This window comes from Pseudomonas songnenensis (genome assembly GCF_003696315.1).
In the GTDB taxonomy this organism is placed as follows: domain Bacteria; phylum Pseudomonadota; class Gammaproteobacteria; order Pseudomonadales; family Pseudomonadaceae; genus Stutzerimonas; species Stutzerimonas songnenensis.
In genome coordinates, this window is sequence record NZ_RFFN01000010.1 from 37,438 (window position 1) to 59,340 (window position 21,903).

General features: G+C 65.5%; 22 protein-coding genes and 1 riboswitch. Of the genes, 14 read left to right on the plus strand and 8 right to left on the minus strand.

Annotation, left to right across the window (positions count from 1 at the left end; all coding sequences use genetic code 11):
- Positions 1–104 precede the first annotated feature (104 nt).
- The 12 genes from nrdR to EA798_RS19460 all read left to right on the plus strand — a co-directional run bounded on the left by nrdR (position 105) and on the right by EA798_RS19460 (position 9,160).
- On the plus strand, positions 105–572 hold the full coding sequence (gene nrdR, locus EA798_RS19405; protein ID WP_003304016.1) for a transcriptional regulator NrdR: 468 nt from the start codon (positions 105–107) through the stop codon (positions 570–572).
- A complete protein-coding gene (gene ribD, locus EA798_RS19410; protein WP_122100002.1) occupies positions 569–1,669 on the plus strand; it encodes a bifunctional diaminohydroxyphosphoribosylaminopyrimidine deaminase/5-amino-6-(5-phosphoribosylamino)uracil reductase RibD in 1,101 nt (366 codons plus the stop codon). The genes nrdR and ribD overlap by 4 nt, the downstream gene beginning before the upstream one ends.
- A 522-nt stretch (positions 1,670–2,191) precedes the next feature.
- Positions 2,192–2,854, plus strand: coding sequence for a riboflavin synthase (locus EA798_RS19415; protein WP_103455050.1), 663 nt, complete (start codon positions 2,192–2,194; stop codon positions 2,852–2,854).
- A gap of 11 nt (positions 2,855–2,865) precedes the next feature.
- Positions 2,866–3,945, plus strand: a complete 1,080-nt coding sequence (gene ribBA, locus EA798_RS19420; protein ID WP_122100003.1) for a bifunctional 3,4-dihydroxy-2-butanone-4-phosphate synthase/GTP cyclohydrolase II — start codon at positions 2,866–2,868, stop codon at positions 3,943–3,945.
- A gap of 59 nt (positions 3,946–4,004) precedes the next feature.
- On the plus strand, positions 4,005–4,481 hold the full coding sequence (ribH, locus tag EA798_RS19425; protein ID WP_003289143.1) for a 6,7-dimethyl-8-ribityllumazine synthase: 477 nt from the start codon (positions 4,005–4,007) through the stop codon (positions 4,479–4,481).
- Positions 4,482–4,483: 2 nt separating this feature from the next.
- Positions 4,484–4,963, plus strand: coding sequence for a transcription antitermination factor NusB (gene nusB, locus EA798_RS19430; protein WP_218857959.1), 480 nt, complete (start codon positions 4,484–4,486; stop codon positions 4,961–4,963).
- A gap of 12 nt (positions 4,964–4,975) precedes the next feature.
- Positions 4,976–5,938 carry a thiamine-phosphate kinase gene (gene thiL / locus EA798_RS19435; RefSeq protein ID WP_122100004.1) on the plus strand — a complete coding sequence of 321 codons (963 nt, stop codon included), beginning with the start codon at positions 4,976–4,978 and terminating at the stop codon, positions 5,936–5,938.
- Positions 5,939–5,989: 51 nt separating this feature from the next.
- Positions 5,990–6,487, plus strand: coding sequence for a phosphatidylglycerophosphatase A family protein (locus EA798_RS19440; protein ID WP_106155891.1), 498 nt, complete (start codon positions 5,990–5,992; stop codon positions 6,485–6,487).
- Positions 6,488–6,573: 86 nt separating this feature from the next.
- A complete protein-coding gene (locus EA798_RS19445) occupies positions 6,574–7,221 on the plus strand; it encodes a retropepsin-like aspartic protease family protein (RefSeq protein WP_038663292.1) in 648 nt (215 codons plus the stop codon).
- A gap of 117 nt (positions 7,222–7,338) precedes the next feature.
- Entirely contained in the window at positions 7,339–7,956 is a 618-nt protein-coding gene (gene ribA, locus EA798_RS19450) for a GTP cyclohydrolase II (protein ID WP_041014975.1), read from the plus strand.
- Positions 7,953–8,360, plus strand: coding sequence for a hypothetical protein (locus EA798_RS19455; RefSeq protein ID WP_106155890.1), 408 nt, complete (start codon positions 7,953–7,955; stop codon positions 8,358–8,360). Before ribA ends, EA798_RS19455 begins: the two co-directional genes overlap by 4 nt.
- Positions 8,360–9,160 (plus strand): cobalamin-binding protein, encoded by an 801-nt coding sequence (locus EA798_RS19460; RefSeq protein WP_122100005.1) that lies wholly within the window; start codon positions 8,360–8,362, stop codon positions 9,158–9,160. The genes EA798_RS19455 and EA798_RS19460 overlap by 1 nt, the downstream gene beginning before the upstream one ends.
- Positions 9,161–9,182: 22 nt before the next feature.
- Here EA798_RS19460 and EA798_RS19465 read toward each other — a convergent pair whose 3' ends face one another.
- The 4 genes from EA798_RS19465 to EA798_RS19485 all read right to left on the minus strand — a co-directional run bounded on the left by EA798_RS19465 (position 9,183) and on the right by EA798_RS19485 (position 18,229).
- Positions 9,183–11,048: a TonB-dependent receptor domain-containing protein gene (locus tag EA798_RS19465; protein WP_122100006.1), complete on the minus strand. Its 1,866-nt coding sequence runs from the start codon at positions 11,046–11,048 to the stop codon at positions 9,183–9,185.
- Positions 11,049–11,145: 97 nt separating this feature from the next.
- A riboswitch (cobalamin riboswitch) is annotated at positions 11,146–11,362 on the minus strand.
- Positions 11,363–11,605: 243 nt separating this feature from the next.
- Positions 11,606–15,259: an SbcC/MukB-like Walker B domain-containing protein gene (locus EA798_RS19470; RefSeq protein ID WP_122100007.1), complete on the minus strand. Its 3,654-nt coding sequence runs from the start codon at positions 15,257–15,259 to the stop codon at positions 11,606–11,608.
- Complete coding sequence (locus EA798_RS19475) at positions 15,256–16,491, minus strand: exonuclease SbcCD subunit D C-terminal domain-containing protein (protein ID WP_122100008.1); 1,236 nt, start codon at positions 16,489–16,491, stop codon at positions 15,256–15,258. The genes EA798_RS19470 and EA798_RS19475 overlap by 4 nt, the downstream gene beginning before the upstream one ends.
- Positions 16,492–17,356: 865 nt before the next feature.
- On the minus strand, positions 17,357–18,229 hold the full coding sequence (locus EA798_RS19485; RefSeq protein ID WP_122100009.1) for a helix-turn-helix transcriptional regulator: 873 nt from the start codon (positions 18,227–18,229) through the stop codon (positions 17,357–17,359).
- 325 nt (positions 18,230–18,554) lie between these two features.
- On the opposite strand from EA798_RS19485, the gene EA798_RS19490 reads away from it, so the two are divergent.
- A complete protein-coding gene (locus EA798_RS19490; RefSeq protein ID WP_106155884.1) occupies positions 18,555–18,770 on the plus strand; it encodes a hypothetical protein in 216 nt (71 codons plus the stop codon).
- 5 nt (positions 18,771–18,775) lie between these two features.
- Here EA798_RS19490 and EA798_RS19495 read toward each other — a convergent pair whose 3' ends face one another.
- Genes EA798_RS19495 through EA798_RS19510 form a run of 4 tightly spaced genes read right to left on the minus strand, consistent with a single transcriptional unit; the run spans position 18,776 to position 21,376 of the window.
- Positions 18,776–20,092 (minus strand): sensor histidine kinase, encoded by a 1,317-nt coding sequence (locus tag EA798_RS19495; RefSeq protein ID WP_122100010.1) that lies wholly within the window; start codon positions 20,090–20,092, stop codon positions 18,776–18,778.
- Entirely contained in the window at positions 20,089–20,754 is a 666-nt protein-coding gene (locus EA798_RS19500) for a response regulator transcription factor (RefSeq protein ID WP_122100011.1), read from the minus strand. The genes EA798_RS19495 and EA798_RS19500 overlap by 4 nt, the downstream gene beginning before the upstream one ends.
- Positions 20,754–21,059 carry a PepSY domain-containing protein gene (locus tag EA798_RS19505; RefSeq protein WP_122100012.1) on the minus strand — a complete coding sequence of 102 codons (306 nt, stop codon included), beginning with the start codon at positions 21,057–21,059 and terminating at the stop codon, positions 20,754–20,756. Before EA798_RS19505 ends, EA798_RS19500 begins: the two co-directional genes overlap by 1 nt.
- Before the next feature lie 8 nt (positions 21,060–21,067).
- On the minus strand, positions 21,068–21,376 hold the full coding sequence (locus EA798_RS19510) for a PepSY domain-containing protein (protein ID WP_106155880.1): 309 nt from the start codon (positions 21,374–21,376) through the stop codon (positions 21,068–21,070).
- A gap of 170 nt (positions 21,377–21,546) precedes the next feature.
- On the opposite strand from EA798_RS19510, the gene EA798_RS19515 reads away from it, so the two are divergent.
- The gene (locus EA798_RS19515; protein WP_122100013.1) at positions 21,547–21,903 is read left to right on the plus strand and encodes a copper-binding protein; all 357 of its coding nucleotides are present in this window, start codon (positions 21,547–21,549) and stop codon (positions 21,901–21,903) included.

Below are 21,903 nucleotides of genomic sequence, written 5' to 3' on the forward strand. Positions count from 1 at the left end.
TCCTGAACGGCGATTGCGGGCTTGTATAGCAGCAAAGCCGTCGCCTTGTCTTGCCGGTCGGATGCGCTACCATGGCCGTCCGACGTACGACCGATTCCAGCCCCATGCATTGTCCCTTCTGCGGTGCCCACGACACCAAGGTCATCGATTCCCGCCTGGTCGCCGAGGGCGATCAGGTGCGCCGCCGCCGCGAGTGCCTGGCCTGTGGCGAGCGCTTCACCACCTTCGAAACCGCCGAGCTGGTGATGCCGCGACTGATCAAATCCGACGGCAGCCGCCAGCCGTTCGACGAGCAGAAGCTGCGCGCCGGCATGCAGCGTGCGCTGGAGAAGCGTCCGGTCAGCGTCGAGCGTCTGGAAGCTGCGATCGCCCATATCAAGCATCAGCTGCGCGCCACCGGCGAGCGCGAAATCAAGTCGCGGGTGCTCGGCGAGCTGGTGATGGCCGAGTTGCAGAAGCTCGACGAGGTCGCCTATATCCGCTTCGCCTCGGTCTACCGCCGCTTCCAGGACCTCAACGAGTTCCGCGAGGAAATCGAGCGGCTGTCCCGCGAGCCGGCCAAGCCCGAATGACGGCCGATCACGCCTGGATGGCACGGGCGCTGCAGTTGGCGCGCAAGGGGCTTTATTCGACCCATCCGAACCCGCGGGTCGGTTGCGTCATCGTCGCCGATGGCGAACTGGTCGGCGAAGGCTGGCACGTGCGCGCCGGCGAGCCGCATGCCGAGGTCCATGCGCTGCGCCAGGCCGGCGAGCGCGCCCGCGGTGCCACCGCCTACGTCACCCTCGAACCCTGCAGCCATTACGGGCGCACGCCGCCCTGTGCCGAAGCGCTGGTCAAGGCCGGGGTCGGGCGGGTGGTGGCGGCCATGCAGGACCCCAATCCGCAGGTCGCCGGGAACGGTCTGGAGCTGCTGCGCAGCGCCGGTATCGAAGTTGCCTGCGGCGTGCTGGAAGGCGAGGCGCGGGAACTCAATGCGGGCTTTATCAAGCGCATGGAAAGCGGTCTGCCATACGTGCGCGCCAAACTGGCCATGAGCCTGGACGGGCGCACGGCGATGGCCAGCGGCGAGAGCCAGTGGATCACCGGCCCGGCGGCGCGTGCCGAGGTGCAGCGCCTGCGCGCCCGCTCCAGCGTGGTGCTGACCGGCGCCGACACCGTGCTGATGGACGCCGCGCGGCTGACCGTGCGTGGCGATGAACTGGGGCTGGAGGCGGAAACCACCGCGCTGGCGCTGCAGCGCCCGCCGCTGCGGGTGCTGGTCGATGGTCGGCTGCGCGTGCCGCTGGATGCGCCGTTCTTTCAGGCTGGTCCGGCGCTGGTCGCGACCACTGTCGCTGGCCATGAGGGTGCGTTCGCTGGCGCGGGGCATGAGCTGCTGGTGCTGGGCCGGGAACGGGTCGATCTGGCTGCGTTGTTGCGTGAGCTGGCCGCTCGTGGCGCCAACGAGGTGCTGGTCGAGGCCGGGCCGCGGCTGGTCGGTGCGTTCGCCAGCCTCGGCCTGATCGACGAATACCAGGTGTTCATGGCGGCCAAGTTTCTCGGCTCCTCGGCGCGGCCGCTGCTGGAGCTTCCGCTCGAGCGCATGAGCGAGGCGCGCGAGCTGAAGATCGTCGACATCCGGGCGGTGGGTGGCGACTGGAAGATCGTGGCGCGCCCGGCCAACTGATCGGCAACCCGTGCCTGCGGTGGCCGCCGATAGCCTGCGTCTTGCATTCAGATAGCTGCTACCGGGCGATAACGGGCTGCCCCGCGTCGCTATTTGTGTTAAAAACGCTGCCGGGCCGCAAACGGCCCAACGTTCTCAGGGCGGGGTGCGATTCCCCACCGGCGGTAATGGCGCAATTACAAGGATGAAAGCGTAGCGAGCGCTGAGCAGGCAAGGCGTGATTCGACGAGAAGGCGGAGTTTACCTTGGTAAATGAGCACTTCGAGGAGGAGCACAACGCAGCATGCTCTGCGCGCAGTAGCTTTCAATCGCGTCTAGCCCGCGAGCGCTTGCTTCGGCAAGGTCAGCAGACCCGGTGTGATTCCGGGGCCGACGGTATAGTCCGGATGAGAGAGAGCGGGATATTCCGATGGGCGCCGTCCGTGCGCCCGTCATGCATCCCTATCGATCCGTAGCGCCCTGTTTTTCAAAAACAGGAGTTCGTCGTATGCAGCGTTTTATCCGCCTTCCACGGGAGGCCACATGTTCACCGGAATAATCGAAGCCATCGGCACCATTCGTGCGCTCACGCCCAAGGGCGGCGACGTCCGCGTGCTGGTCGACACCGGCAAGCTGGATCTGGGCGATGTCAAACTGGGCGACAGCATCGCCGTCAACGGCGTCTGCCTGACGGCGGTGGAGCTGCCGGGCAACGGCTTCTGGGCCGACGTCAGCCGCGAAACCCTGGCGCGCACCGCCTTCATCGATCTCAAGGCCGGCAGCCGGGTCAACCTGGAAAAGGCCCTGACCCCCACCAGCCGCCTCGGTGGCCATCTGGTCAGCGGCCACGTCGACGGTGTCGGCGAGGTCGTCTCCCGGGAAGATAACGCCCGCGCCGTGCAGTTCCGCATCCGGGCCCCGCGCGAGCTGGCCAAGTACATTGCGCTGAAGGGATCGATCACCGTCGACGGCACCAGCCTCACGGTCAATGCGGTCAATGGCGCCGAATTCGAGCTGACCATCGTGCCGCACACCCTCGGCGAAACCATCATGGCCGACTACCGCCCCGGGCGGCAGGTGAACCTGGAGGTCGACCTGCTGGCGCGCTACCTGGAGCGCCTGATGATGGGCGACAAGGCCGCCGAACCCAAGGCCTCGGGGCTCACCGAAGGTTTTCTCGCCGAGCACGGCTACCTGAAGAATTGAGGAGACGCCCGATGGCGCTCAATACCGCTGAAGAACTGATCGAAGACATCCGCGCCGGCAAGATGGTCATCCTCATGGATGACGAGGACCGCGAGAACGAGGGCGACATCATCGTCGCCTCCGAGTGCGTCACCGCCGAGCACATCAACTTCATGGCGCGCTTCGCCCGCGGCCTGATCTGCATGCCGATGACCCGCGAGCGCTGCGAACTGCTCAAGCTGCCGCTGATGGCGCCGCGCAATGGTTCCGGTTTCGGCACCAAGTTCACCGTCTCCATCGAGGCCGCCGAAGGGGTGACCACCGGCATTTCCGCGGCCGACCGCGCGCGTACCGTGCAGGCCGCGGTGGCGAAGAACGCCAAGTCTGAGGACATCGTCAGCCCGGGCCACATCTTTCCGCTGATGGCGCAACCGGGCGGCGTGCTGGCGCGTGCCGGCCACACCGAGGCTGCCTGTGACCTGGCGCGCATGGCCGGGTTCGAGGCCAGCGGTGTCATCTGCGAAATCATGAATGACGACGGCACCATGGCGCGCCGTCCTGAGCTGGAAGTCTTCGCCGAGCAGCACGGGCTGAAGATCGGCACCATCGCCGACCTGATCCACTACCGCATGATCCACGAGCGCACCGTGGAGCGGGTTTCCGAGCAGCCGCTGGAAACCGAGCTGGGTCAGTTCAACCTGGTCACCTACCGCGACGGCGTCGAGGACACCGTGCACATGGCACTGACCCGAGGTGAAATCTCCCCGGAAGAACCCACGCTGGTGCGCGTGCACAACATGGAGCCGCTGCGTGATCTGCTGCTGGTCACCGTGCCGGGTCGCTGGAGCCTGCGTGCTGCGATGAGCGAAGTGGCCAAGGCCGGCAAGGGCGTTGTGCTGCTGCTCGGCAACCCGCTGACCGGCCCGCAGTTGCTGGCGCAGCTGACCCGCCAGCAGCCGCCGACCCCGGCGACCTACAGCACCGTCGGTGCCGGTTCGCAGATCCTGCGTGATCTTGGTGTACGCAAGATGCGCCTGATGAGCGCGCCGATGAAGTTCAACGCGATATCCGGCTTTGATCTGGAAGTTGTAGAATACCTCCCGGCCGAATAAATCAGAGGCGCCGCGCAGTCCGCGGCGCCTTCGTTCTTTAAAGAGATGAGAAAGCACCCATGCCCCTGAAGACCATCGAAGGAACCTTCATCGCCCCGCAGGGCAAATACGCCCTGGTCGTAGGCCGCTTCAACAGCTTCGTCGTCGAGAGCCTGGTCAGCGGCGCGGTCGACGCGCTGGTTCGCCACGGCGTCAGCGAAAACGACATCACCATCATCCGCGCACCGGGTGCCTTCGAGATTCCACTGGTCGCGCAGAAGGTCGCCCAGCAGGGTGAATACGACGCCATCGTCGCCCTCGGCGCGGTCATCCGCGGCGGCACGCCGCACTTCGAATACGTTGCCGGCGAATGCACCAAGGGCCTGGCTCAGGTTTCCATGGAGTTCGGTGTGCCGGTCGCCTTTGGCGTGCTGACCGTCGATTCCATCGAACAGGCCATCGAGCGCTCCGGCACCAAGGCCGGTAACAAGGGCGCCGAAGCCGCACTCTCCGCACTGGAAATGGTGAGCCTGCTGTCGCAGCTGGAGGCGAAGTGAGCCTGAATCACGACGATAGCCAGGACGCTCCCCAGCCCAAGGCCAAGGGCAAGATCGCCACGCGCCGGGTTGCTCGCAGCCTGGCGATGCAGGCGCTGTATCAGTGGCACATGGCCGGTCAGAGCCTCAACGAAATCGAGGCGCAGTTCCGCGTCGACAACGATTTCTCCGGGGTGGACGGCAGCTACTTCCATGAGCTGCTGACCGGTGTCGCGCGCAGCAAGAGCGAAGTCGACGGTGCCATCGCGCCGAATCTCGACCGCCCGCTGGAGGAACTCGATCCGGTGGAGCTGGCGATTCTGCGGCTGTCCACCTACGAGCTGATGCAGCGCATCGACGTGCCTTATCGTGTGGTCATCAACGAAGGTATCGAGCTGGCCAAGGTCTACGGCGCCACCGACGGACACAAGTTCGTCAACGGCGTGCTGGACAAGCTGGCCCCCACGCTGCGCAGCGCCGAAGTGCGCAACCACAAGCGCTGAGGGCCGCTCGCCTTGCTGGGTGAGTTCGAGCTGATCCGTCACTACTTCGCCGCCGCCGCTTGTGCCAGGGCCGGCGGCGAAGTCGTTCTCGGCATCGGCGACGATTGTGCCCTGCTGCAGATTCCCACCGGTGAACAGCTGGCCGTGTCCACCGACACCCTGGTCGCCGGGGTGCATTTCCCCGATCCCTGCGATCCGTTCCTGCTCGGCCAGCGCGCCCTGGCCGTCGCCGCCAGCGACCTGGCCGGCATGGGCGCCACACCCATCGGCTTCACCCTTGCCGTGAGCCTGCCGAACGGCGATCCGCTGTGGCTCGCCGAGTTCGCCCGCGGACTGGATGCCATGGCGCTCGACTGCAGCCTGCGTCTGATTGGCGGCGATACCACCCGTGGCCCGCTGAGCCTGACCGTCACCGTGTTCGGCCGCGTGCCGTCCGGGCAGGCGCTGGTTCGGTCCGGCGCGCAGGTCGGCGATCTGCTCTGCGTCGGCGGTGTGCTGGGCGAGGCAGCCGGCGCGTTGCCGCTGGTGTTGCGGCAGGCCGAAGCCGATGCGGATGTCGCCGAACACCTGTTGGCGCGTTACTGGTCGCCGCAACCGCAGCTGGCCTTGGGCGAGGTGCTACGAGGCAAGGCCACGGCGGCGCTGGATATCTCCGACGGTCTGCTGGCTGACTGCGGGCATATTGCCAAGGCATCAGGCGTCGCGCTGCAGATCGAGCGTGATCGGCTGCCGTTGTCCGAGCCGCTGCGCCGTTTCGCCGGCGACGCCGAAGCGCTGCGTTGCGCGCTGGCTGGCGGCGACGACTACCTGCTGGCCTTCACCCTGCCGCCTGCCGAGCTGGCGCCGCTGCAGGCTGCCGGCTGGCCGGTGCAGGTCATCGGCCGGGTGTGGGCAGGGGAGGGTGTTCAGCTGATCGATGCAGCGGGCAACGAAGTGCCCGTCTCCGAGCGCGGCTACAACCATTTCAATGCGTAAGCGCCGCTGCGAGAGCAGCCGCTTGCCTCCGACCCGATAAGGAACGCTGTTTTGACTGATACCTCGCCGGTCGCGGCCAAGCCGCAAACCCTGGTCTGGTCCAATCCCTGGCACAACCTGGCGTTCGGCTTCGGCTCCGGGCTGATGCCCAAGGCACCGGGAACCTGGGGTTCGCTGGTAGCGCTGCCGTTCGTGCCGCTGTGGCAACTGCTGCCAGGCTGGGGTTATCTGCTGATGCTCGGCCTGACCATGCTGTTCGGCGTCTGGCTGTGCGGCAAGGTGGCGCGCGAACTCGGTGTGCACGACCACGAAGGCATCGTCTGGGACGAATTTGTCGGTATCTGGATCACCTTCTGGCTGGTCCCGGAAGGCTGGTACTGGATGCTGCTCGGGTTCGTCATCTTCCGCGTGATGGACATCGCCAAACCCTGGCCGATCAGCTGGGTCGATCGGCATATCCACGGCGGGGTGGGCATCATGCTCGACGATATCCTCGCCGGGGTTGCTGCCTGGGCGGTCATGCAGGGGCTGGTGGCACTGCTGGTTTGATTGTGCGGCCGGTCGCTGCAGCGTGCCGGTTGTTAATGGATGATCGGTCGTTCCGGCCCGGACGGCCTGGTTTCGAGGAAATAGCCATGCGTAGCATCCCCATTCTGTTCGCCAGCCTGTTGCTGCTGCCTGCGCTGGCGCAGGCCGCGTCCATGGTGCAGGTGGTCGGGCTGTTTCCGGGAGCTGCGGTGGTCAATGTCGACGGCCAGCGCAAGCTGGTCAAGGTCGGGCAGACGGGCCCAGGCGGCGTTCAGGTAGTCAGTGCCGATGCCAGCGGCGCGGTACTGCGGGTCGATGGCGTCGAACGTCACTACAACCTGAGCCGCGAATACAGCGGCGCCTACGCCACACCAAGCAAGACCCAACTGAGCGTGGCCAAGGGCACCGGCGGCCATTACTGGATCGCCGGCGCGATCAATGGCCAGCCGATCCAGTTTCTCGTCGATACCGGCGCTACCTCGGTGGCGATCAACGAACATCAGGCGCGCCGGCTGGGCATCGACTACCGGGTCAACGGCCGGCCGATGGTGGTGAGCACCGCCAGCGGTACCGCCAAGGCCTGGCGCGTTCATCTCAACAGCGTGAAGGTCGGGGCGATCGAGGTGATCGGCGTGGAAGCGGTAGTCGTCGAGGGCGGCTCGCCCACCGACGCGCTGCTTGGCATGAGCTTTCTCGGTCGCGTCAGCTGGCGCGAGGAGCAGGGCGTGCTGGTGCTGGAGTCGAAGACATCCTAGCAACCGCCAGGCTCGCTGAGCGGCACAATTGGCACTTTCGCCGGCAAAACTCTCCGGCCTGATTCGCCGTTTGTTGGTGTTACAATGTCCGCTTTTCTGCCTCTGGGACTTCCGCCCGTGTCTGTCGTGTTCGTCGCCGCTTCCCAACTGCCGACGCCGTTCGGTGTGTTCACCATGCATGGTTTTCTCGACCAGGACACTGGCAAGGAGCATGTCGCGCTGACGTTGGGCGATGTGGCCGATGGCAAGCCGGTGCTGGGCCGTCTGCATTCCGAGTGCCTGACCGGCGATGCGTTGTTCAGTCTGCGCTGTGACTGCGGCTTCCAGCTGGAAGCGGCACTGCGCGCGATTGCCGACGAGGGCCGCGGCGTGCTGCTCTATCTGCGCCAGGAAGGCCGCGGCATCGGCCTGCTGAACAAGATCCGTGCCTACGAGCTGCAGGACGCCGGCGCCGATACCGTCGAGGCCAACGAGCGCCTGGGCTTCGCGCCGGACATGCGCGACTACGGCATCTGCCTGCCGATGCTCGAGCATCTCGGCATCGCCGAAATCAAGCTGATGACCAACAACCCGCGCAAGGTCAAGGCGCTGCAGGGCTTCGGCATTCGCGTCGCCGAGCGCAAGCCGTTGCAGATCGCGCACAACCCTTACAACCGCAACTACCTCGCCACCAAGGCCGGCAAGCTCGGCCACATGCTCGGCGAGATCCACCAGGGCGAAGCCGAACAGTCGTGAACCGCACTGCTGCCCGCCGCCAGCTCGCACGTGACGGCTGGCTGCATACACTGCTGATGGTGCTGCCTGTGCTGGTCCTTGGGCGTACATCGGTGGTGTTTGCCGATTGGGGGTTGCCACTCTTCGCTGCTGGCCTGGTTTCGCTGTTCTTCAGCCTGCGGGCCTTCACCGCCTTCAAACATGCACTGATTGCTACCGAACAGGCGCTGGACAGCCCTGGCGAGGCGGAAGCCTGGGCGCGTTTGCGCCGTGTTCGCCGTCGCGGCCTGCTGATCGCATCGCTGCCCGCCTGGCTCGCGGCCGCCGGGGCCCTGCTGGGCATGGAGCCGGTCGCCCGCCTGTTGCTGGTATTCGGCAGCCTGGTCTTGCTGGTGCTCTACCGCATTCCGCGGCAATTGCATTGATGCGACGTCTACTCCTCGCTGCGCTGATTTCCCTGGCGTCATTGCCTGCGTTGGCTGCTGAGCGGGTGGTGAGTCTGGCGCCATCGCTCAGCGAGATCATGCTCGAACTCGATGCTGCCGACCGGCTGGTTGGCGTCCTGGATGGTGGCGAGCGCCCTGCCGAGCTGCAGTCAGTGCCTTCGGTTGGGCGCTACGGCCAGGTGGAGATGGAAACCCTGCTCAGCCTGCGCCCTGATCTCGTGCTGCTCTGGCCGGATAGCGTGCCGCGCAGCCAGCGCGAACAGCTACAGCAATTCGGTATTCCGGTGCTGGTTGTCGAACAAACCCGGCTCGAAGGACTGGCCGAACAATTCGTTGTGGTTGGTAATGCCGTAGGCCGCGCCGAACAAGGCGAGCGGCTGGCGGAGCAATTTCGCGCAGGCCTTGCCGAGTTACGCAGCCATTACCTGCGCGCGGAGCCACTGCGGGTGTTCTACCAGATCTGGAATCGCCCGCTTTATACCCTCGGCGGTCGGCAGATCATCAGCGAAGCGATCGAGGTGTGTGGGGGACAGAATGTTTTCGCCGACCTGACCCTGGCGGCACCTCAGGTCAGCGTCGAAGCCGTGCTTGCCCGCGATCCCGAGGTCATCCTCGCCGGTAGCGGTGCGCAGCTGGATGAGTGGCAGGCCTGGCCGCAGCTTAGTGCCGTGCGCAGCGGTCGACTGCTTGAAGTGCCCGACAAGGGCCTGGAGCGGCCGAGCTTCCAGATGCTGGGGGCGATCCGGAAGCTCTGCGAAGTGATGGCGGCAGCGCCCTGAGCGGGCGCGCCGGTAGACGCTGCTACAGCGAGGGAGTCCAGGTGATGGCGAATAGCGCGGTACGGCCTTCGGTGTTGTATCCGTAGCGTCCGTTGGCGGTGCTGTAGGTGGTTTCCGCATAGTCCTTGTCGAACAGGTTGTTCAGCTTCAGGTCCAGCTTCACCTCCGAGCTGGCCTGCCAACTCCCACGCAAGCCAAGCAGGCCGTAGCCGCCCAGCTCGATGTTATTGTCGGCGTCGTCATAGCGGCCGCTGACGGCTCTCCAGCTAGCGCCCACCGAAAACTCGCCCAGCTGCCGGTCCAGATCCAGGCTTAGCGTGCGCTTGGCGCGACGGGCGAGTGTATGACCGCTATCGCGATCGCGCGGGTCGATCAGGCCGGCCGCGAGGCTAGCCTGCCAACCGAACACGTCCTGCCGGAGGGTGGCCTCCAGGCCGTTGATCCGTGCGGTCTGGACATTCTGAGGAATCCAGAAGGCGTCCGAGACGATGGCGTCCTCGATGTCGGTGCGGTACAGCGACACCTCCAGCGAGCCGCTTTCGCTGTAGCGGTTGCGCCATTGCAGCTCGTAGCTCTTGGACTTTTCAGGTGATAGGTCGGGATTTCCGTACCACGCGTCATATAGTTCATTGAATGTTGGAGCGCGGAAGCCTTCGCTGTAGGAAACGACCAGGTCATTGCGAGTATCCAGCGGTACGGTAAGCGCCGCGTTCCAAGTGTTCTCGCTGCCGTACTGTTCGTTCTTGTCGTGGCGCAGGCCAATCTCTGTAGAAAAGGCGTTGCCGGTATAGCGGTGCTGGATGAAGGCCGCCTGGTTCCAACGGGAGTCCTGGGCAAAGTCGCTCGAGCTGTGCAGCTGGTCCTCATGCCAATCGGCACCCAGCAACAATTGATGGGCCGGATCGAGCTGAAGTGTATTCACCCAGCTGGCCGAGTCACGATAGGTCGAGTAGCTGAAAAACACATAGTCAGGAGCCAGGAGGCTGTCGTTTCCGGTGTCCCGCTTGTCCTCGCTGTGCCCGACCTCAAGGCGGCTGTTCCAGACATCATTGAGTTTGGCGTCAACGAACCCGGAGATGCTGCTCAACTGGAAATCCACGGTCGGCTGAAAGCCGTCGAAGGTGTCGTCGAACTCAATTTCGCCTCGCTGATCGAGCGCGCTGACACCCGCCTCGAGCCGATCATTAAAGCGGTGTGCAACGTTCAGACTGAGCGAACGATTGCGGTAAGCGTCGTCATCGCCATTGGCGCCGAAGCTATCGCGCGTCGCGTCGATACCTTGGGTTTCATCCATCGCGGCCCCCAGGTTGAAGCGAGTCTGGCCATTCCCACCGGAGAGGTTCAGGCTGCGTTCGAAGGTGCCGTTGCTTCCCGCGCCGAAGCGGACCGCAGGCGCAAGCCCCTGACCGCTGCCTTGGCGGGTGAAGATCTGCACCACGCCGCCGATGGCATCCGAGCCATACAGCGCCGACCGCGGGCCGCGCACGACTTCGATCCGTTCGATCTGATCGGGGCTGAGAAATTCGAGGCTGCTGGTGCCGCTGGAGGTTGCAGCGATGCGCTGACCATCGACCAGAACCAGGGTCTGGGTACTGGAGGTGCCGCGAAGAAACAGGCCGGTTTGGCTGCCTGCTCCGCCTGTGCGGGTGATGCTTACGCCCGGCACACGTTCCAGCAACTCCGCGACGCTGCGAATCTGCAACCGCTCGATATCATCTCGGTTGAATACAGTGGTGGCCGCCGGGGTCTGGTTGCGTCGCTGTGGTTCGCGGTTTGCGCTGACCACCGTATCGGACAGCTTCAGCGCTTCGTCGCGTGTCAGCTCAGCAGCAAACACCTGCACGCCAGGCAGCAGCGCCACGGCCAGGGCAAGTCGGGACAGTTTCATTCTTGGAATTCCTCAAAAGATCGCAGACTTTTGAGGAGGGCAGGAACAAGCGCGGGGATGACGGGCAGCAGCGCTTGACGGTGCTGCCCTCCGCAACACCAGTCGAATCCGTCAGGCCGGTCTCCGGGCTTTCGACACGCATCACGCTCACCTTCCCATGTCGGAACACAGTGGCTGTGGAGCGGACGGCGATCCCTGAGGATCGCGGTCGATTACCGTTGCGGGGGCAGCGCCGGCCTTGCTCATCGAGCGCACCGGCTTCCCGTTTAATGCGGACCTTGCGGTCGTGCACACCTGGGCGGATAAGAAAACGCGCGAACCTTACGGCTGGTGCTGGGGAAACACAAGCGGACGAATGGCCGCAAGGTCAGTGCTTTCCAAGCAAAGCCGCGTCCCAGGGGCGCTCGGACGTTGCTCGAAAAACATTCAGCCGCGATGGCGCGCAATGCTTAGCGATCGGCGCTGGCTTGCGGATGGCTGCGTTGGGCTCGAAGCCGCCGAGGTCGTGCCGACCGTCGCCAAGCGACGGCGGCATGTCCGCGCGACAGCGCCGAGCTTTATGAAAGCCCCCCGACAATCTGCAGATCACTCTGCCCATTGCCCTGACGGCGCACCTGGATCTGAACCGGGATGCGCTCGTGCATTTCCGCGACGTGGGAAATCACCGCCACCTTGCGGCCCTGGGCCTGCAGCGAATCCAGCGCGTCCATGGCGATCTGCAGCGACTCGGGGTCGAGGCTGCCGAAACCTTCGTCGATAAACAGCGATTCGATTTTCAGCTTGCTCGACGCCATCGAGGCCAGGCCCAGGGCCAGGGCCAGCGAAACGAGGAAGGTCTCGCCGCCGGACAGCGAATGCACCGAGCGCAGCTCGTCGCCCATCTCGGTGTCCATGACCAGCAGGCCCAGCGGACTGCCGCCGCGCTTGAGCCGATAACGCCGCGCCAGCTGGCGCAGCTGCACATTGGCGTGCTGCACCAGCAGATCGAGGTTGTAGGCCTGGGCGATCTTGCGGAAGGCGCCGCCGTCGCTTGAGCCGATCAGCGCGGCGATGCGCCCCCAGCGCTGCATTTCGGCGCGCGCGGCGTCGATCTGCGCGAGCAACGCCTGGCTCTGGCGGCGGCGCTTGTCGTCGTCGAGCAGCTGGGCACGGGTTTCCGCGCAGCGCTGGTCGGCCTGCTCGCACTGCTGCAATTGCTCTGCGTAGCGCAGTTGCAGCTGTGCGGCATCCGGCGCTTCGGGCTGCTGCTGTTCATGTGCCGTCAGACGGCTGAGGCAGCCGTCGAGGCGTTCGCGGCAGCGGGTCAGGGTTTCGGCGTTCTGCTGCAGGCGCTGGCGCGCCTCAGCCAGCAGCGCGTCGTCCATCTGCAGCAGCTGGGCGAGGGTGGTGTCGTCCAGCGCCGGATGGCCGGCGCGCCAGGCGCCCAGTTCCGCGTTCAGCGCGTCGCGTTCCTGCTGCAATTCGGCGTGGCGCTGGCGGCAGTTCTGTTGCTCGCTGAGCAGGCGCGTCAGGCCAAGTTTGCTCTCGTTGAGCTGCCGATCGATCCCGGCCTGGGTTTGCCGCGCAGTCTGGATGGCCGCGTCCAGCTGATGTTGCCAGGCGCTGGCGCTGCTTTGCTCGCCAAGGCTGGTCCGCAGCGCCTGCTGGCAGGCGACAAGAAGCTTTTCGCGCTCAGCCAGTCGCACGCTGCAGCCTGCCTGTTTCTCCTGACGATGGTGCTGTTGCAACTGTTCGTCGCTGCGGCGCTGTTCGCCCTGGCGCAGCTCCTCGCTCAGTTCGGACTGCGCCTGCAGCTGCTGCAGCCGCGTGGCGATGCTGGCGTCCAGCTGCATAAAGGTCTGCGCCGGGTCTTCGCGCCAGCGCTGCAGTTGCTCGACGGGCAGCAGTTCGGCAAAGGCCGTCAGCTCCTCGTCGAGTTGTTGGCTATCGCGGGCGAGGGCATCGCGCTGGCGCGCGAGCTGTTGAGTCGCCTCGACACAGGCCTCGCGCGCGGCCTGCCAGGCCTGCTGCAGGGTTTCGCTGCGCTGTTGCAGGGCGAGCAGTTGCTGCTGACGCTGGCTGGCGCTGGCGATCTGGCCTTTGAGTGCCGTCAGCTGCGTTTCCAACCATGGTGAACGCTCGGCTTCCGGCTGCTCAAGCAATCGTGCGTGCGCAGGCAGGGCGAGCAGGCGCGGCGCCAGGGCCTGCAGCTGCGCGTCGACTTCGCTCTGGCGTTGCTGCGTCTGGCGCAACTGCGTGCTGAGCGCCACATGGCGATCGCGCAGCTCCTGCAGGCGCTGGTCCTGTTCCTGTAACGCCTGCTGCGCGTGCGCGGCCTCGCTGTCGTCGTGCCGAGCAAGGCTGGCAACCAGTGCATCGGTCTGCTGCCAGGGATGCTCGTGGCTGCCGCAGACCGGGCAGGCCTCGCCGGGCACCAGTGCCGCGCGCAACGCCTCGACATTCTCGCTGCGCGCCAGACGCTGGCGCTCGAGCACGGCGAGGGTGACCTTGAGCGCCTGCTCGGCGGCATCTCTATCAATGCGAACCTGTTTGCCCAGCGGCACCAGGCTGTCCAGTTCAGCCTGCTGGCTGACGTGGGCGTCGGCCAATTCGCGCCGGCTGGCGACGAGCGTCAGCTGCTGAGACCAGAGCTGCTGCAGCGCATCGGTTTCGCGCTCGGCCTGGCGCCAGTCGTCGAGCTGTCGATGCAGCTGGGCCAGCTGTTCGGCCAGCCCGACATCGCTGTCGCGCTCGCGTTGCAGGTTGTCCAGCGCCTCGCGGGCCACATTCTGCTGGGTTTCGGCGGCCTGGGCCTGCGCTTCCAGCGCGGGAAGCTCGCTCTGGCCGTGCTGCAGGCGTGCCGCCAGCTGGACGGCCTGCTGCAGCCGCGGGCGGTAACCGTCCCATGCCGCACAGAGTGGTTGCAGGGCTGCACTCGTTTCGAGTGGCTGCGTCAGCGCCGCGAACTGTTCGGCGGTGCGCTGTTGCTGCTGCTCGAGCTGTTTGAGCGTTGCCTCGCCGGCGCTGGCCGCGGCATCGGCCTGGACGCTTTCTTCACGGATCGAGGCGAGGTCGGCGTTCAGATGCTGCAGGCGTTCTTCTTCACGGCGCGCCTGGACGAGCCGCGGCTCGGCGTCCTGGCGCGCCTGTTCGGCCGAACGCAGTTGCTCGCTGGCGGCGCTGCATTGGCTCTGCAGCTCGGCCAGGCGCTGCTGCACGGCCTGTTCCTCATGCTGCAGGCGCGCCAGGCTGTCGGCGGCCTTGTCCAGCAGCGGGCCGAGATCCTGCTGGCGCAGGAAACGATGGCGTTGCGGCGCCAGTTGCTCGAACAGGTCGAGGATGCGCCGGGCCTCGGCGAGGTTTTCGCGCTCGTCTTCGGCATCCTGCAGTTGCTGGCGGGCCGCTTCGCGCTCGTTTTCCAGGTGCTGCAGTTCGCTGAGCCATTGCCGCTGCGCTTCCAGCGCCTTGAGCTGCTGCTGCAGCGCTTTCAGCTCAATGAGCTGGGCCTGATGTTCGCGCTCCAGTTCGTCACGCTGCTCCGGCTCCAGCGGTTGCAGGCCGCCGGCCTGCTGCTCCAGACGGGCGAGGCCTTCCTTCGCCTGCTTGGCGGCCTCGAAGGCGGCCTGGCCGAGGCGACTGTAGAGCCCGGTATCGGTGAGCTTTTCCAGGAGGGTGCCGCGCTCGTTGTCGTCGGCCTTGAGGAAGGCGGAAAACTCGCTCTGCGCCAGCAGCACGGCGCGGGTGAACTGCGCCAGGGTCAGCCCCAGGCGGGCTTCGAGCAATTCCTTGAATTCGCGTTTCTTGCCGCTGGCCAGGAGCGTGCCGCTGTCGAGATCCGTAAGGCTCTGGCTGCTGGCCTGCAGGCGGCCGTCGATCTTCTCGCGGGCGCGCTTGACCTCCCAGCGTGCGCGGTAGCGGTGGCCGTCGACGCCGACGAAATCGACCTCGGCGTAGCCGCTGCCACAGCCACGGCGCAGCAGATTGCGCTCGTCGCCACCGCCGATTTCGGCTTCCACGTCGGGGACCTTGTTCAGCGGCGAGACGCTGTCGAGTCGCGGCGTGCTGCCGAACAGCGCCAGGCACAGGGCGTCGAGAATGGTGCTCTTGCCGGCACCGGTGGGCCCGGTGATGGCGAACAGCCCGGCGCTGGCCAGGGGTTCGGCGGTGAAGTCGATGACCTGCTCACCAGCCAGCGACGCCAGGTTCTTCAGGCGGATGGCGAGGATTTTCATCGCTCAATCTCCTCATCGGCGAACTCGACCCGTTGCAGCAGGGTGGCGAAATCGTCCAGCGCCTGTTCATCCGCCGGGTTGCCGTACTGTTCTTCCCAGGCGCGTGCGAACAGCTCCTGCGGGGTGATCTGGTCGAGGCCGAGCAGCACGTCCGATTCCGTTTCGCCGCGCTTGCCGGCGTATTCGCTGGCGATGCGCACCAGCCGGCAGGCCTTGCCGGTTATCGCGGTTTCGATGCGCTGGCGCAGGTCCGGCAGCGGCTCGTCGAGCAGCACGCGTACCTCCAGCCAGGGCAGGTATTCGTCGAACAGGCCGGTGGGCGGCAGCGCCTCCAGCGCGGCGATTACCTCGGCCAGCGGGGCGCGGCCGATGCGGATCATCTCCACCGCACGCGGCACCGCCAGGCTGTCGACCTGCGCCAGCTGCTCGCCGTCGAGTTCGACCAGCAGCACCTGATGCGGGTAGTTGACCTCCGCGAAGGACAGCGGCAGCGGCGAGCCGCTATAGCGGATGCGCGGCTGCCCGGCGACCTGCTGCGGCTTGTGCAGGTGGCCGAGGGCGACGTAGGCGACGGACTCGGGAAACAGGCTGGCCGGCAGGGCCTCGGCGTTGCCGATGACGATGTTGCGCTCGGACTCCTCCGACACCACGCCGCCGGCCATGTGCGCATGGCTCATGGCGACCAGCGCCTGGCCGGGCTGGCGTGCGGATTCGGCGGCGTCGATGAGGCGTTCATGCACCTGGCGAATGCCGGCCATGTAGTCGTCGCCCAGCGTCATTCCGGTGACCTCGGCCGGGCGCAGGAAGGGCAAGGTGAGGCACCAGGCGGCGGTGTTGCCAGCGGCGTCGTGCAGCGGCACCAGCAGCCGCTGGTGGTCCAGCTGGCCCTCGGCGACCCAGCTGATGCGGCCGATGGCATGGGCATTGAGGCGCCTCATCAACGGTGCCGGCAGCTCAATGCGCCCGCCCGAGTCGTGGTTGCCGGCGATCATCACGATGTCCAGCTGCGGGAGCTTTTCGTGGGCGCGGACGATGAAGTCATAGAGGCGCTCCTGGGCCTTGAGTGGCGGGTTTACCGTGTCGAACACGTCGCCGGCGATCAGCAGGGCGTCGGCGCGGTGGGTGATCAACTGGTCGAGCAGCCAGGCGAGGAATTGCGCGTGTTCGTAGTCGCGGTCCTGGCCGTGGAGGGTCTGGCCGAGGTGCCAGTCGGAGGTGTGGATCAGGCGCATGGGCTCAGGCTCATTGTGGGCGGGTGCAGTGGCGAGCCGCTGGCGTGGGTTGTGCGGCGGGTGGTTGCGTCGGATGTAAGGCTTGTGGAACTCGTGACTGTCGCGGGCTTCGGCGGACGGTTTGGACGCCCCGCGCTTTCCTCGGCCCGGACTACAGGTTGCGCCTTGCACGGCGCGTCACTTTTTCTTGCTTGGCCAAGAAAAAGTAACCAAAAAGAAGGCCACCCCGACATCCGGGTTTTGCTTCGCAAAACTTCCCTCCCTCCGGCGCTGCTCCGGGGGCCGTCGCGAAGGGACGTCCCTGTCCCTTCGCTCCTCGCTCGGCGTCCATGCCTCGCGTCCCCCTGCGCAGCACCTACGCTCGGCCTCCTGAAGGGGAGTCGAGTCCGAGCCGCCTGAAAATTCGCAAACAGCGGAACAAGCACGCGTTGCTTGTTTGTTGACCAAGAAGCTATCAGGCCCCACCGAATGCCCCTTTCAGGAGGCCGAACGGAATCCGCGCGGAGGGGAGCGAGCGGCATGGATGCCGCGAGAGGCGTAAAGGGCCAAGGATGGCCCTTGTACGCCGGCCGCCGGAGCGCGGATGGAGTGAGGGAAGTCGAGCGCAGCGAGACCCGGATGCAGGGGCAAGCGTTTTTGCTTACTTTTTTTGGGTCCGGACGTCCGGCGTTTGGAAAAAGTGAGTCGCCCAGCAGGGCGAAACCAATGCTTCCGCCAGACGGGCCAGTCGAGTGTGAGCGCGGAGCGGAAGCCAGCGAGGCGCCGTGCAAGGCGCAACCTGTAGTCCCGGCCGCGAAAAGCGCGGCGCTCACATACCGAAATCTGTGCCGACGCTCTTCGCGCACAAAACCACCCCCACAAGCCCTCACGAGTACAACCACCCCTTCAACGCCTGCAGATTCCCCACCTGCAGCTGCTGCGCCGCCGCATTGGCCTGCACGGTGTTCGGGTCGATGCCGAACCGCTGCAGCACGTACTGCACCAGTGCGCCGCGCGTCTCCACCGGCAAGTGGCCGTCGAGCATCCCGTAATCCACCTCGATGATCGCCTTCTGTGCCGGGCTCAGCCGTGCGTCCGGCTCGATCAGCACCGTCACCGGCGTGTTCCATGCCTCGTCCTGCTCGCGGGTGTGTTTGCTTTCATCCATCAGGTCCGGCTCGCCGCGGAAGCGGCTGAGCACGAAGTCGCGGTACTCGCGGTTCTTCTCGCAGTAGGCGCGCACGTGCCAGCGCATGCCGGTGAACACCAGCGTGTGCGGCGCCATCACGCGGATTTCCACCTCGGGATTGGCCAGCGAGACGTACTCGCTCTCCAGCCGCAGCCCTTCGCGGCAGGCCTGCAGGATCGGGCGCAGCACCTCGGGGCGGATGCTGCGGTCCGGCACCTGCAGTACCTCGGTATGCGCGTAGGCCAGCGCCAGGCCTTCGATGTGCGGGGCGCGCACGCGGTTCTGGTCGAGCAGGTGCAGGTAGGCGCTGGCGCTACCGTCGATGAACAGCGGCTGAAAGCCTTTGGTCGGCTTGTAGCCCTTCAGGTGGCGGTCATATGTCAGGTTTTTGGGCGCATGTTCGTTCAGGTAGGTGTTGATGTCCTTCGAGGCCTGCTGGCGGCTGATGCCGAAACTCTGCATCAGGTGGCCCGTGGTCAGGCGGCCTTCCCACCAGGCGATGGTCTCGATCAGGCGGTAGCGCAGCGCCAGGTCCCAGCGAATCTGACTGATCGATTGCTTGCGTTTCATCGCCTCTGCACCTGTTCCAAAGATTTACATGCCTATGTCGAGCAGGTCGACGTGTCGCGCAACGCTACATATATTCAGGGTATGTTTCAACTCGATCCGGTGGATGAGGAGATCCTGACATGAGCCTGCTGATCAATGCCCTGGCGATGTCCTGTACGGCGTTCGTCGCGATGCTTTTGCTGGCGTGGCTGGCCTATGCCGATGCCGACCGCAAATGACGGGGAGGGTTACAGTTTGGTGAAGATCGGAGGCTTCCCGATGGACGGCTGGAATCTCCGAGCGTAGAACCGGGTCTTTGTCTCAGGCTCACTGCTAGAGATGCTCCATGAAGACTCTGTCCCGTCATTTGGCCGATACGTTTACTTCGCAATATCGCACCCGCGTGGAACCGCAGGCGGACGGCAGGCTGGAAGTCCATGTCGGCTATCCGATCAATGGCACCCATGCCACGCGTATCGTCGCCGGGCACCAGGTACAGAACACGCTGCTGGTGGAAACCATCCTCGAAGACATGCGCAACGAGCTGGCTCGCCCGCAGTAACCGTCTCAACGAATCGCGGGTAGCGCGACGCGTACACGCAAGCCACCCAACGGACTTTCTTCCAGGTTCCACTCCCCACGCCAGGCCGTCAGGATATCGCTGACGATTCCCAGCCCCAGGCCGTGACCTTCCGACGTCTCGTCCAGCCGCACACCGCGGTCGATGACCTTTTCCCGCTGTTGCGCCGGAATGCCCGGCCCGTCGTCGTCCACCAGCAGGACGAAGCCATCGCCGCTGCGCTCGATGGTCAGCTCGACGCGGCTGCTCGCCCATTTGCAGGCGTTGTCCAGCAGATTGCCCAGCAGCTCCAGCATGTCTTCGCGATCACGTGGCAGACGGCAACCATCCGGAGCATGCCAGCGCAGCTCGAGGTCGGAGCGGTGGATCATTGCCAGGGTGTCGAACAGCGCCGGCAGTTCGGCGTCGCAGTCGAAATGCGCACCGGGCAAGACGTCCACCGATAGCCGTGCACGGCCCAGCTCGCGGCTCACGCGTTGCTGGATCTGGCTCAGCTGCTCCTGCAGGCTGGCCTGCAGGTCGGGGTGGGCGGCCAGTTCCTCTCGTTGCACCAGGCTGCCGAGCACCGCCAGTGGTGTCTTCAGTGCGTGGCCGAGGTTGCCCAGCGCGTGCCGCGATCGCTGCAGGGTCTCCTCCGTGTGGCTGAGCAGATGATTGATCTGCTCCACCAGTGGCTGCAGCTCGACGGGCGCCTGCTGGTCCAGCTGCTGGCGCTGGCCCTGCTGCAGCTGGGCGATCTGCTGCCGGGCGCGCTCCAGCGGTCGCAGTGCCAGGCCCATGGCGTAGCGCTGCAACAGCAGCAGGGCGAGCAGGGCGAAACCGACCAGGCCCAGACCGCTCAGTCGCACGCGCGCAAAGCTGTCGAGGACCGGTGTGTAGTCCTGCGCGACGCTGATGATGATCGGCTGACCATCGCGGCGGTATTCGGCGCGATAGCCGAGCAATCGCTGACCCTGTGGACCGTCGAGCAGTTCGTCCGCCAGCCCTGATCGTGCTGGCCAGTCTGGTGTGGCATCCCACAGCGAGCGCGAGCGCCAGGTTCGCCCCGGCAGTTCAATCTTGAAGTAGTGGCCGGAGAACGGTCGCTGATAGCGCGGATTGAGGCGCTGAAGGTCCAGCTGATCGCCGTTCGGCCCCTTCACCAGGGCGATCAGCAGGCCCTCGGTCTCCTCGCGCAGATCGGTCTCCAGGCTGCGTCTGAGGCCTGACTCGAAGAGCCACAGGCTGGTCTGTACCAATACCAGCGCCACCAGCAGCAACGTGGCAATCAGTGCCAGCCCGAGGCTGCGCTGGATCGACTTCACGTCTGGCCGCCGAAGCGATAGCCCTGACCGCGGCGCGTTTCGATCAGCTCGCGGCCGAGCTTGCCGCGCAGACGGTTGACGTGCACCTCGATGACGTTGGAGTCGCGTTCGGTTTCACCGTCGTACAGGTGTTCGGTCAGTTGGGTTTTCGACAGCAGCTGCCCCGGATGCAGCATGAAGTAGCGCAGCAGGCGGAACTCGCCGGCGGTCAGCTCGATGTCCTGGCCGTCCTTGCGACAGCACTGGCGCGACTCGTCCAGCTCCAGGCCGCCGGCCTGCAGCATGGGCTGGTTGGCCAGGCCGTGGGCACGGCGCAGCAGCGCCTGGATGCGCAGCAGCAGTTCTTCGGGGTGGAAGGGTTTGGTCAGGTAGTCATCGGCGCCGGCCTTGAGGCCGTCGATTCGTTCGGCCCAGGAGCCGCGGGCGGTGAGGATCAGCACCGGCGTGGTAACGGCGGCGGCGCGCCAGGCGCGCAGCACCTCCAGCCCCGGCTTGCCGGGCAATCCGAGGTCGAGAATGATCAGGTCGTAGGGCTCGGTTGCGCCCTGGTATTCGGCGTCGCGGCCATCGGTGAGCCAGTCGATCGCGTAGCCGTTACGGCTGAGACTGGCAACCAGTTCGTCAGCCAGCGGAACGTTGTCTTCGACCAATAGCAGACGCATCAGTCTTCCTCGTCCTTGATCAGGCGGCCATCGCGCGCATCGAACTCCAGCTCGCGGGCAACGCCCTGGGTGGTCAGCAATTCGATTTCATAGACATAGATATCGTCTTCCTCTTCCAGCTCTGCCTCCAGCAGACGCGCCCCGGGGTAGCGTTCCATTGCCCGCTGGATCAACGTTTCCAGCGGCACGATCAGACCTTCATTGCGCAGCCGCAGGGCTTCGTCCTGATCGAGGTCGCGGCTCGCTGCCGGAGTGGCAGCGAGCAGCAGCGCGAGTGGAAGCGTTACGAGAAAAGGGGCACGCATGGCTGGCCTCAGTCGTCCTGATGGTCCTTCAGCACTTCGCCGGTCTTGGCGTCGAGCTCGACGTCCCATTGCACACCTTTGTCGTCGCGCAATTCAAGCTGGTAGACGTAGCGGCCGTACTCTTCTTCCAGTTCCGACTCCTCGATGGTGGCGCCGGGGTGCTTGGCCAGTGCCGCTTCGTTGAGCTTCTCGAACGACTGGATGGTGCCGGCGTCACGCAGACGCAGTGCTTCGTCCGGGCCGATGTCCTTGGCCATGGCCAGGTTGGCACCGAAGGCGAGGGTGGCGGCGGTGAACAGCGTAGTCAGTGTTTTCATGGTGTTGATTCCTGTGGTTGGTTTCGACGATTCACAGGTTATGAGGGCTGGCTTAAACGAAACTTAATGTCATCCAGCCGTGGCAAATGCATCGTTCGAGCGAGGGCGAGCGCCGCCAGGCCTACTAGGTTTATCCAGCACGTCGCACCGAATCGATCGGGGTGAACCACATGAAGACCGTGTTTATCGCGCTGCTTGCCACGCTTTGCCTGGGGAGCCATGCCGTAGCCGAGGATCTGCTGAAACCTTCCACCACACCACCGCCGGTGGACGATGTGGCGCCCGGCAACAGTCTGGAGGCCGAGCAGGCCCACCAGGCCAACGGGGTGATTCGCGCCATTGATCTGCAGCAGGGCAGCGTCACCATCGCCCACGGCCCCGTGCCTGAGCTGAAGTGGCCTGCCATGATCATGCCGTTCAAAGCCGATGCTGCGCAGCTTGGTGGGCTGGCAGTCGGTGATGCGGTGGAATTTGGCTTCACCGACGGCGAGATGGACCCGCAGATCGTCTTCATTCGACGGCAGTAG

Excerpts from the sequence above, each read along its gene's own strand:
- nrdR (WP_003304016.1), top strand. The coding sequence starts at position 105 with ATGCATTGTCCCTTCTGCGGTGCCCACGACACCAAGGTCATCGATTCC.
- ribD (WP_122100002.1), top strand. The coding sequence starts at position 569 with ATGACGGCCGATCACGCCTGGATGGCACGGGCGCTGCAGTTGGCGCGC.
- EA798_RS19415 (WP_103455050.1), top strand. The coding sequence starts at position 2,192 with ATGTTCACCGGAATAATCGAAGCCATCGGCACCATTCGTGCGCTCACG.
- ribBA (WP_122100003.1), top strand. The coding sequence starts at position 2,866 with ATGGCGCTCAATACCGCTGAAGAACTGATCGAAGACATCCGCGCCGGC.
- ribH (WP_003289143.1), top strand. The coding sequence starts at position 4,005 with ATGCCCCTGAAGACCATCGAAGGAACCTTCATCGCCCCGCAGGGCAAA.
- EA798_RS19445 (WP_038663292.1), top strand. The coding sequence starts at position 6,574 with ATGCGTAGCATCCCCATTCTGTTCGCCAGCCTGTTGCTGCTGCCTGCG.
- EA798_RS19460 (WP_122100005.1), top strand. The coding sequence starts at position 8,360 with ATGCGACGTCTACTCCTCGCTGCGCTGATTTCCCTGGCGTCATTGCCT.
- EA798_RS19465 (WP_122100006.1), bottom strand. The coding sequence starts at position 11,048 with ATGAAACTGTCCCGACTTGCCCTGGCCGTGGCGCTGCTGCCTGGCGTG.
- EA798_RS19470 (WP_122100007.1), bottom strand. The coding sequence starts at position 15,259 with ATGAAAATCCTCGCCATCCGCCTGAAGAACCTGGCGTCGCTGGCTGGT.
- EA798_RS19475 (WP_122100008.1), bottom strand. The coding sequence starts at position 16,491 with ATGCGCCTGATCCACACCTCCGACTGGCACCTCGGCCAGACCCTCCAC.
- EA798_RS19485 (WP_122100009.1), bottom strand. The coding sequence starts at position 18,229 with ATGAAACGCAAGCAATCGATCAGTCAGATTCGCTGGGACCTGGCGCTG.
- EA798_RS19490 (WP_106155884.1), top strand. The coding sequence starts at position 18,555 with ATGAAGACTCTGTCCCGTCATTTGGCCGATACGTTTACTTCGCAATAT.
- EA798_RS19500 (WP_122100011.1), bottom strand. The coding sequence starts at position 20,754 with ATGCGTCTGCTATTGGTCGAAGACAACGTTCCGCTGGCTGACGAACTG.
- EA798_RS19505 (WP_122100012.1), bottom strand. The coding sequence starts at position 21,059 with ATGCGTGCCCCTTTTCTCGTAACGCTTCCACTCGCGCTGCTGCTCGCT.
- EA798_RS19510 (WP_106155880.1), bottom strand. The coding sequence starts at position 21,376 with ATGAAAACACTGACTACGCTGTTCACCGCCGCCACCCTCGCCTTCGGT.
- EA798_RS19515 (WP_122100013.1), top strand. The coding sequence starts at position 21,547 with ATGAAGACCGTGTTTATCGCGCTGCTTGCCACGCTTTGCCTGGGGAGC.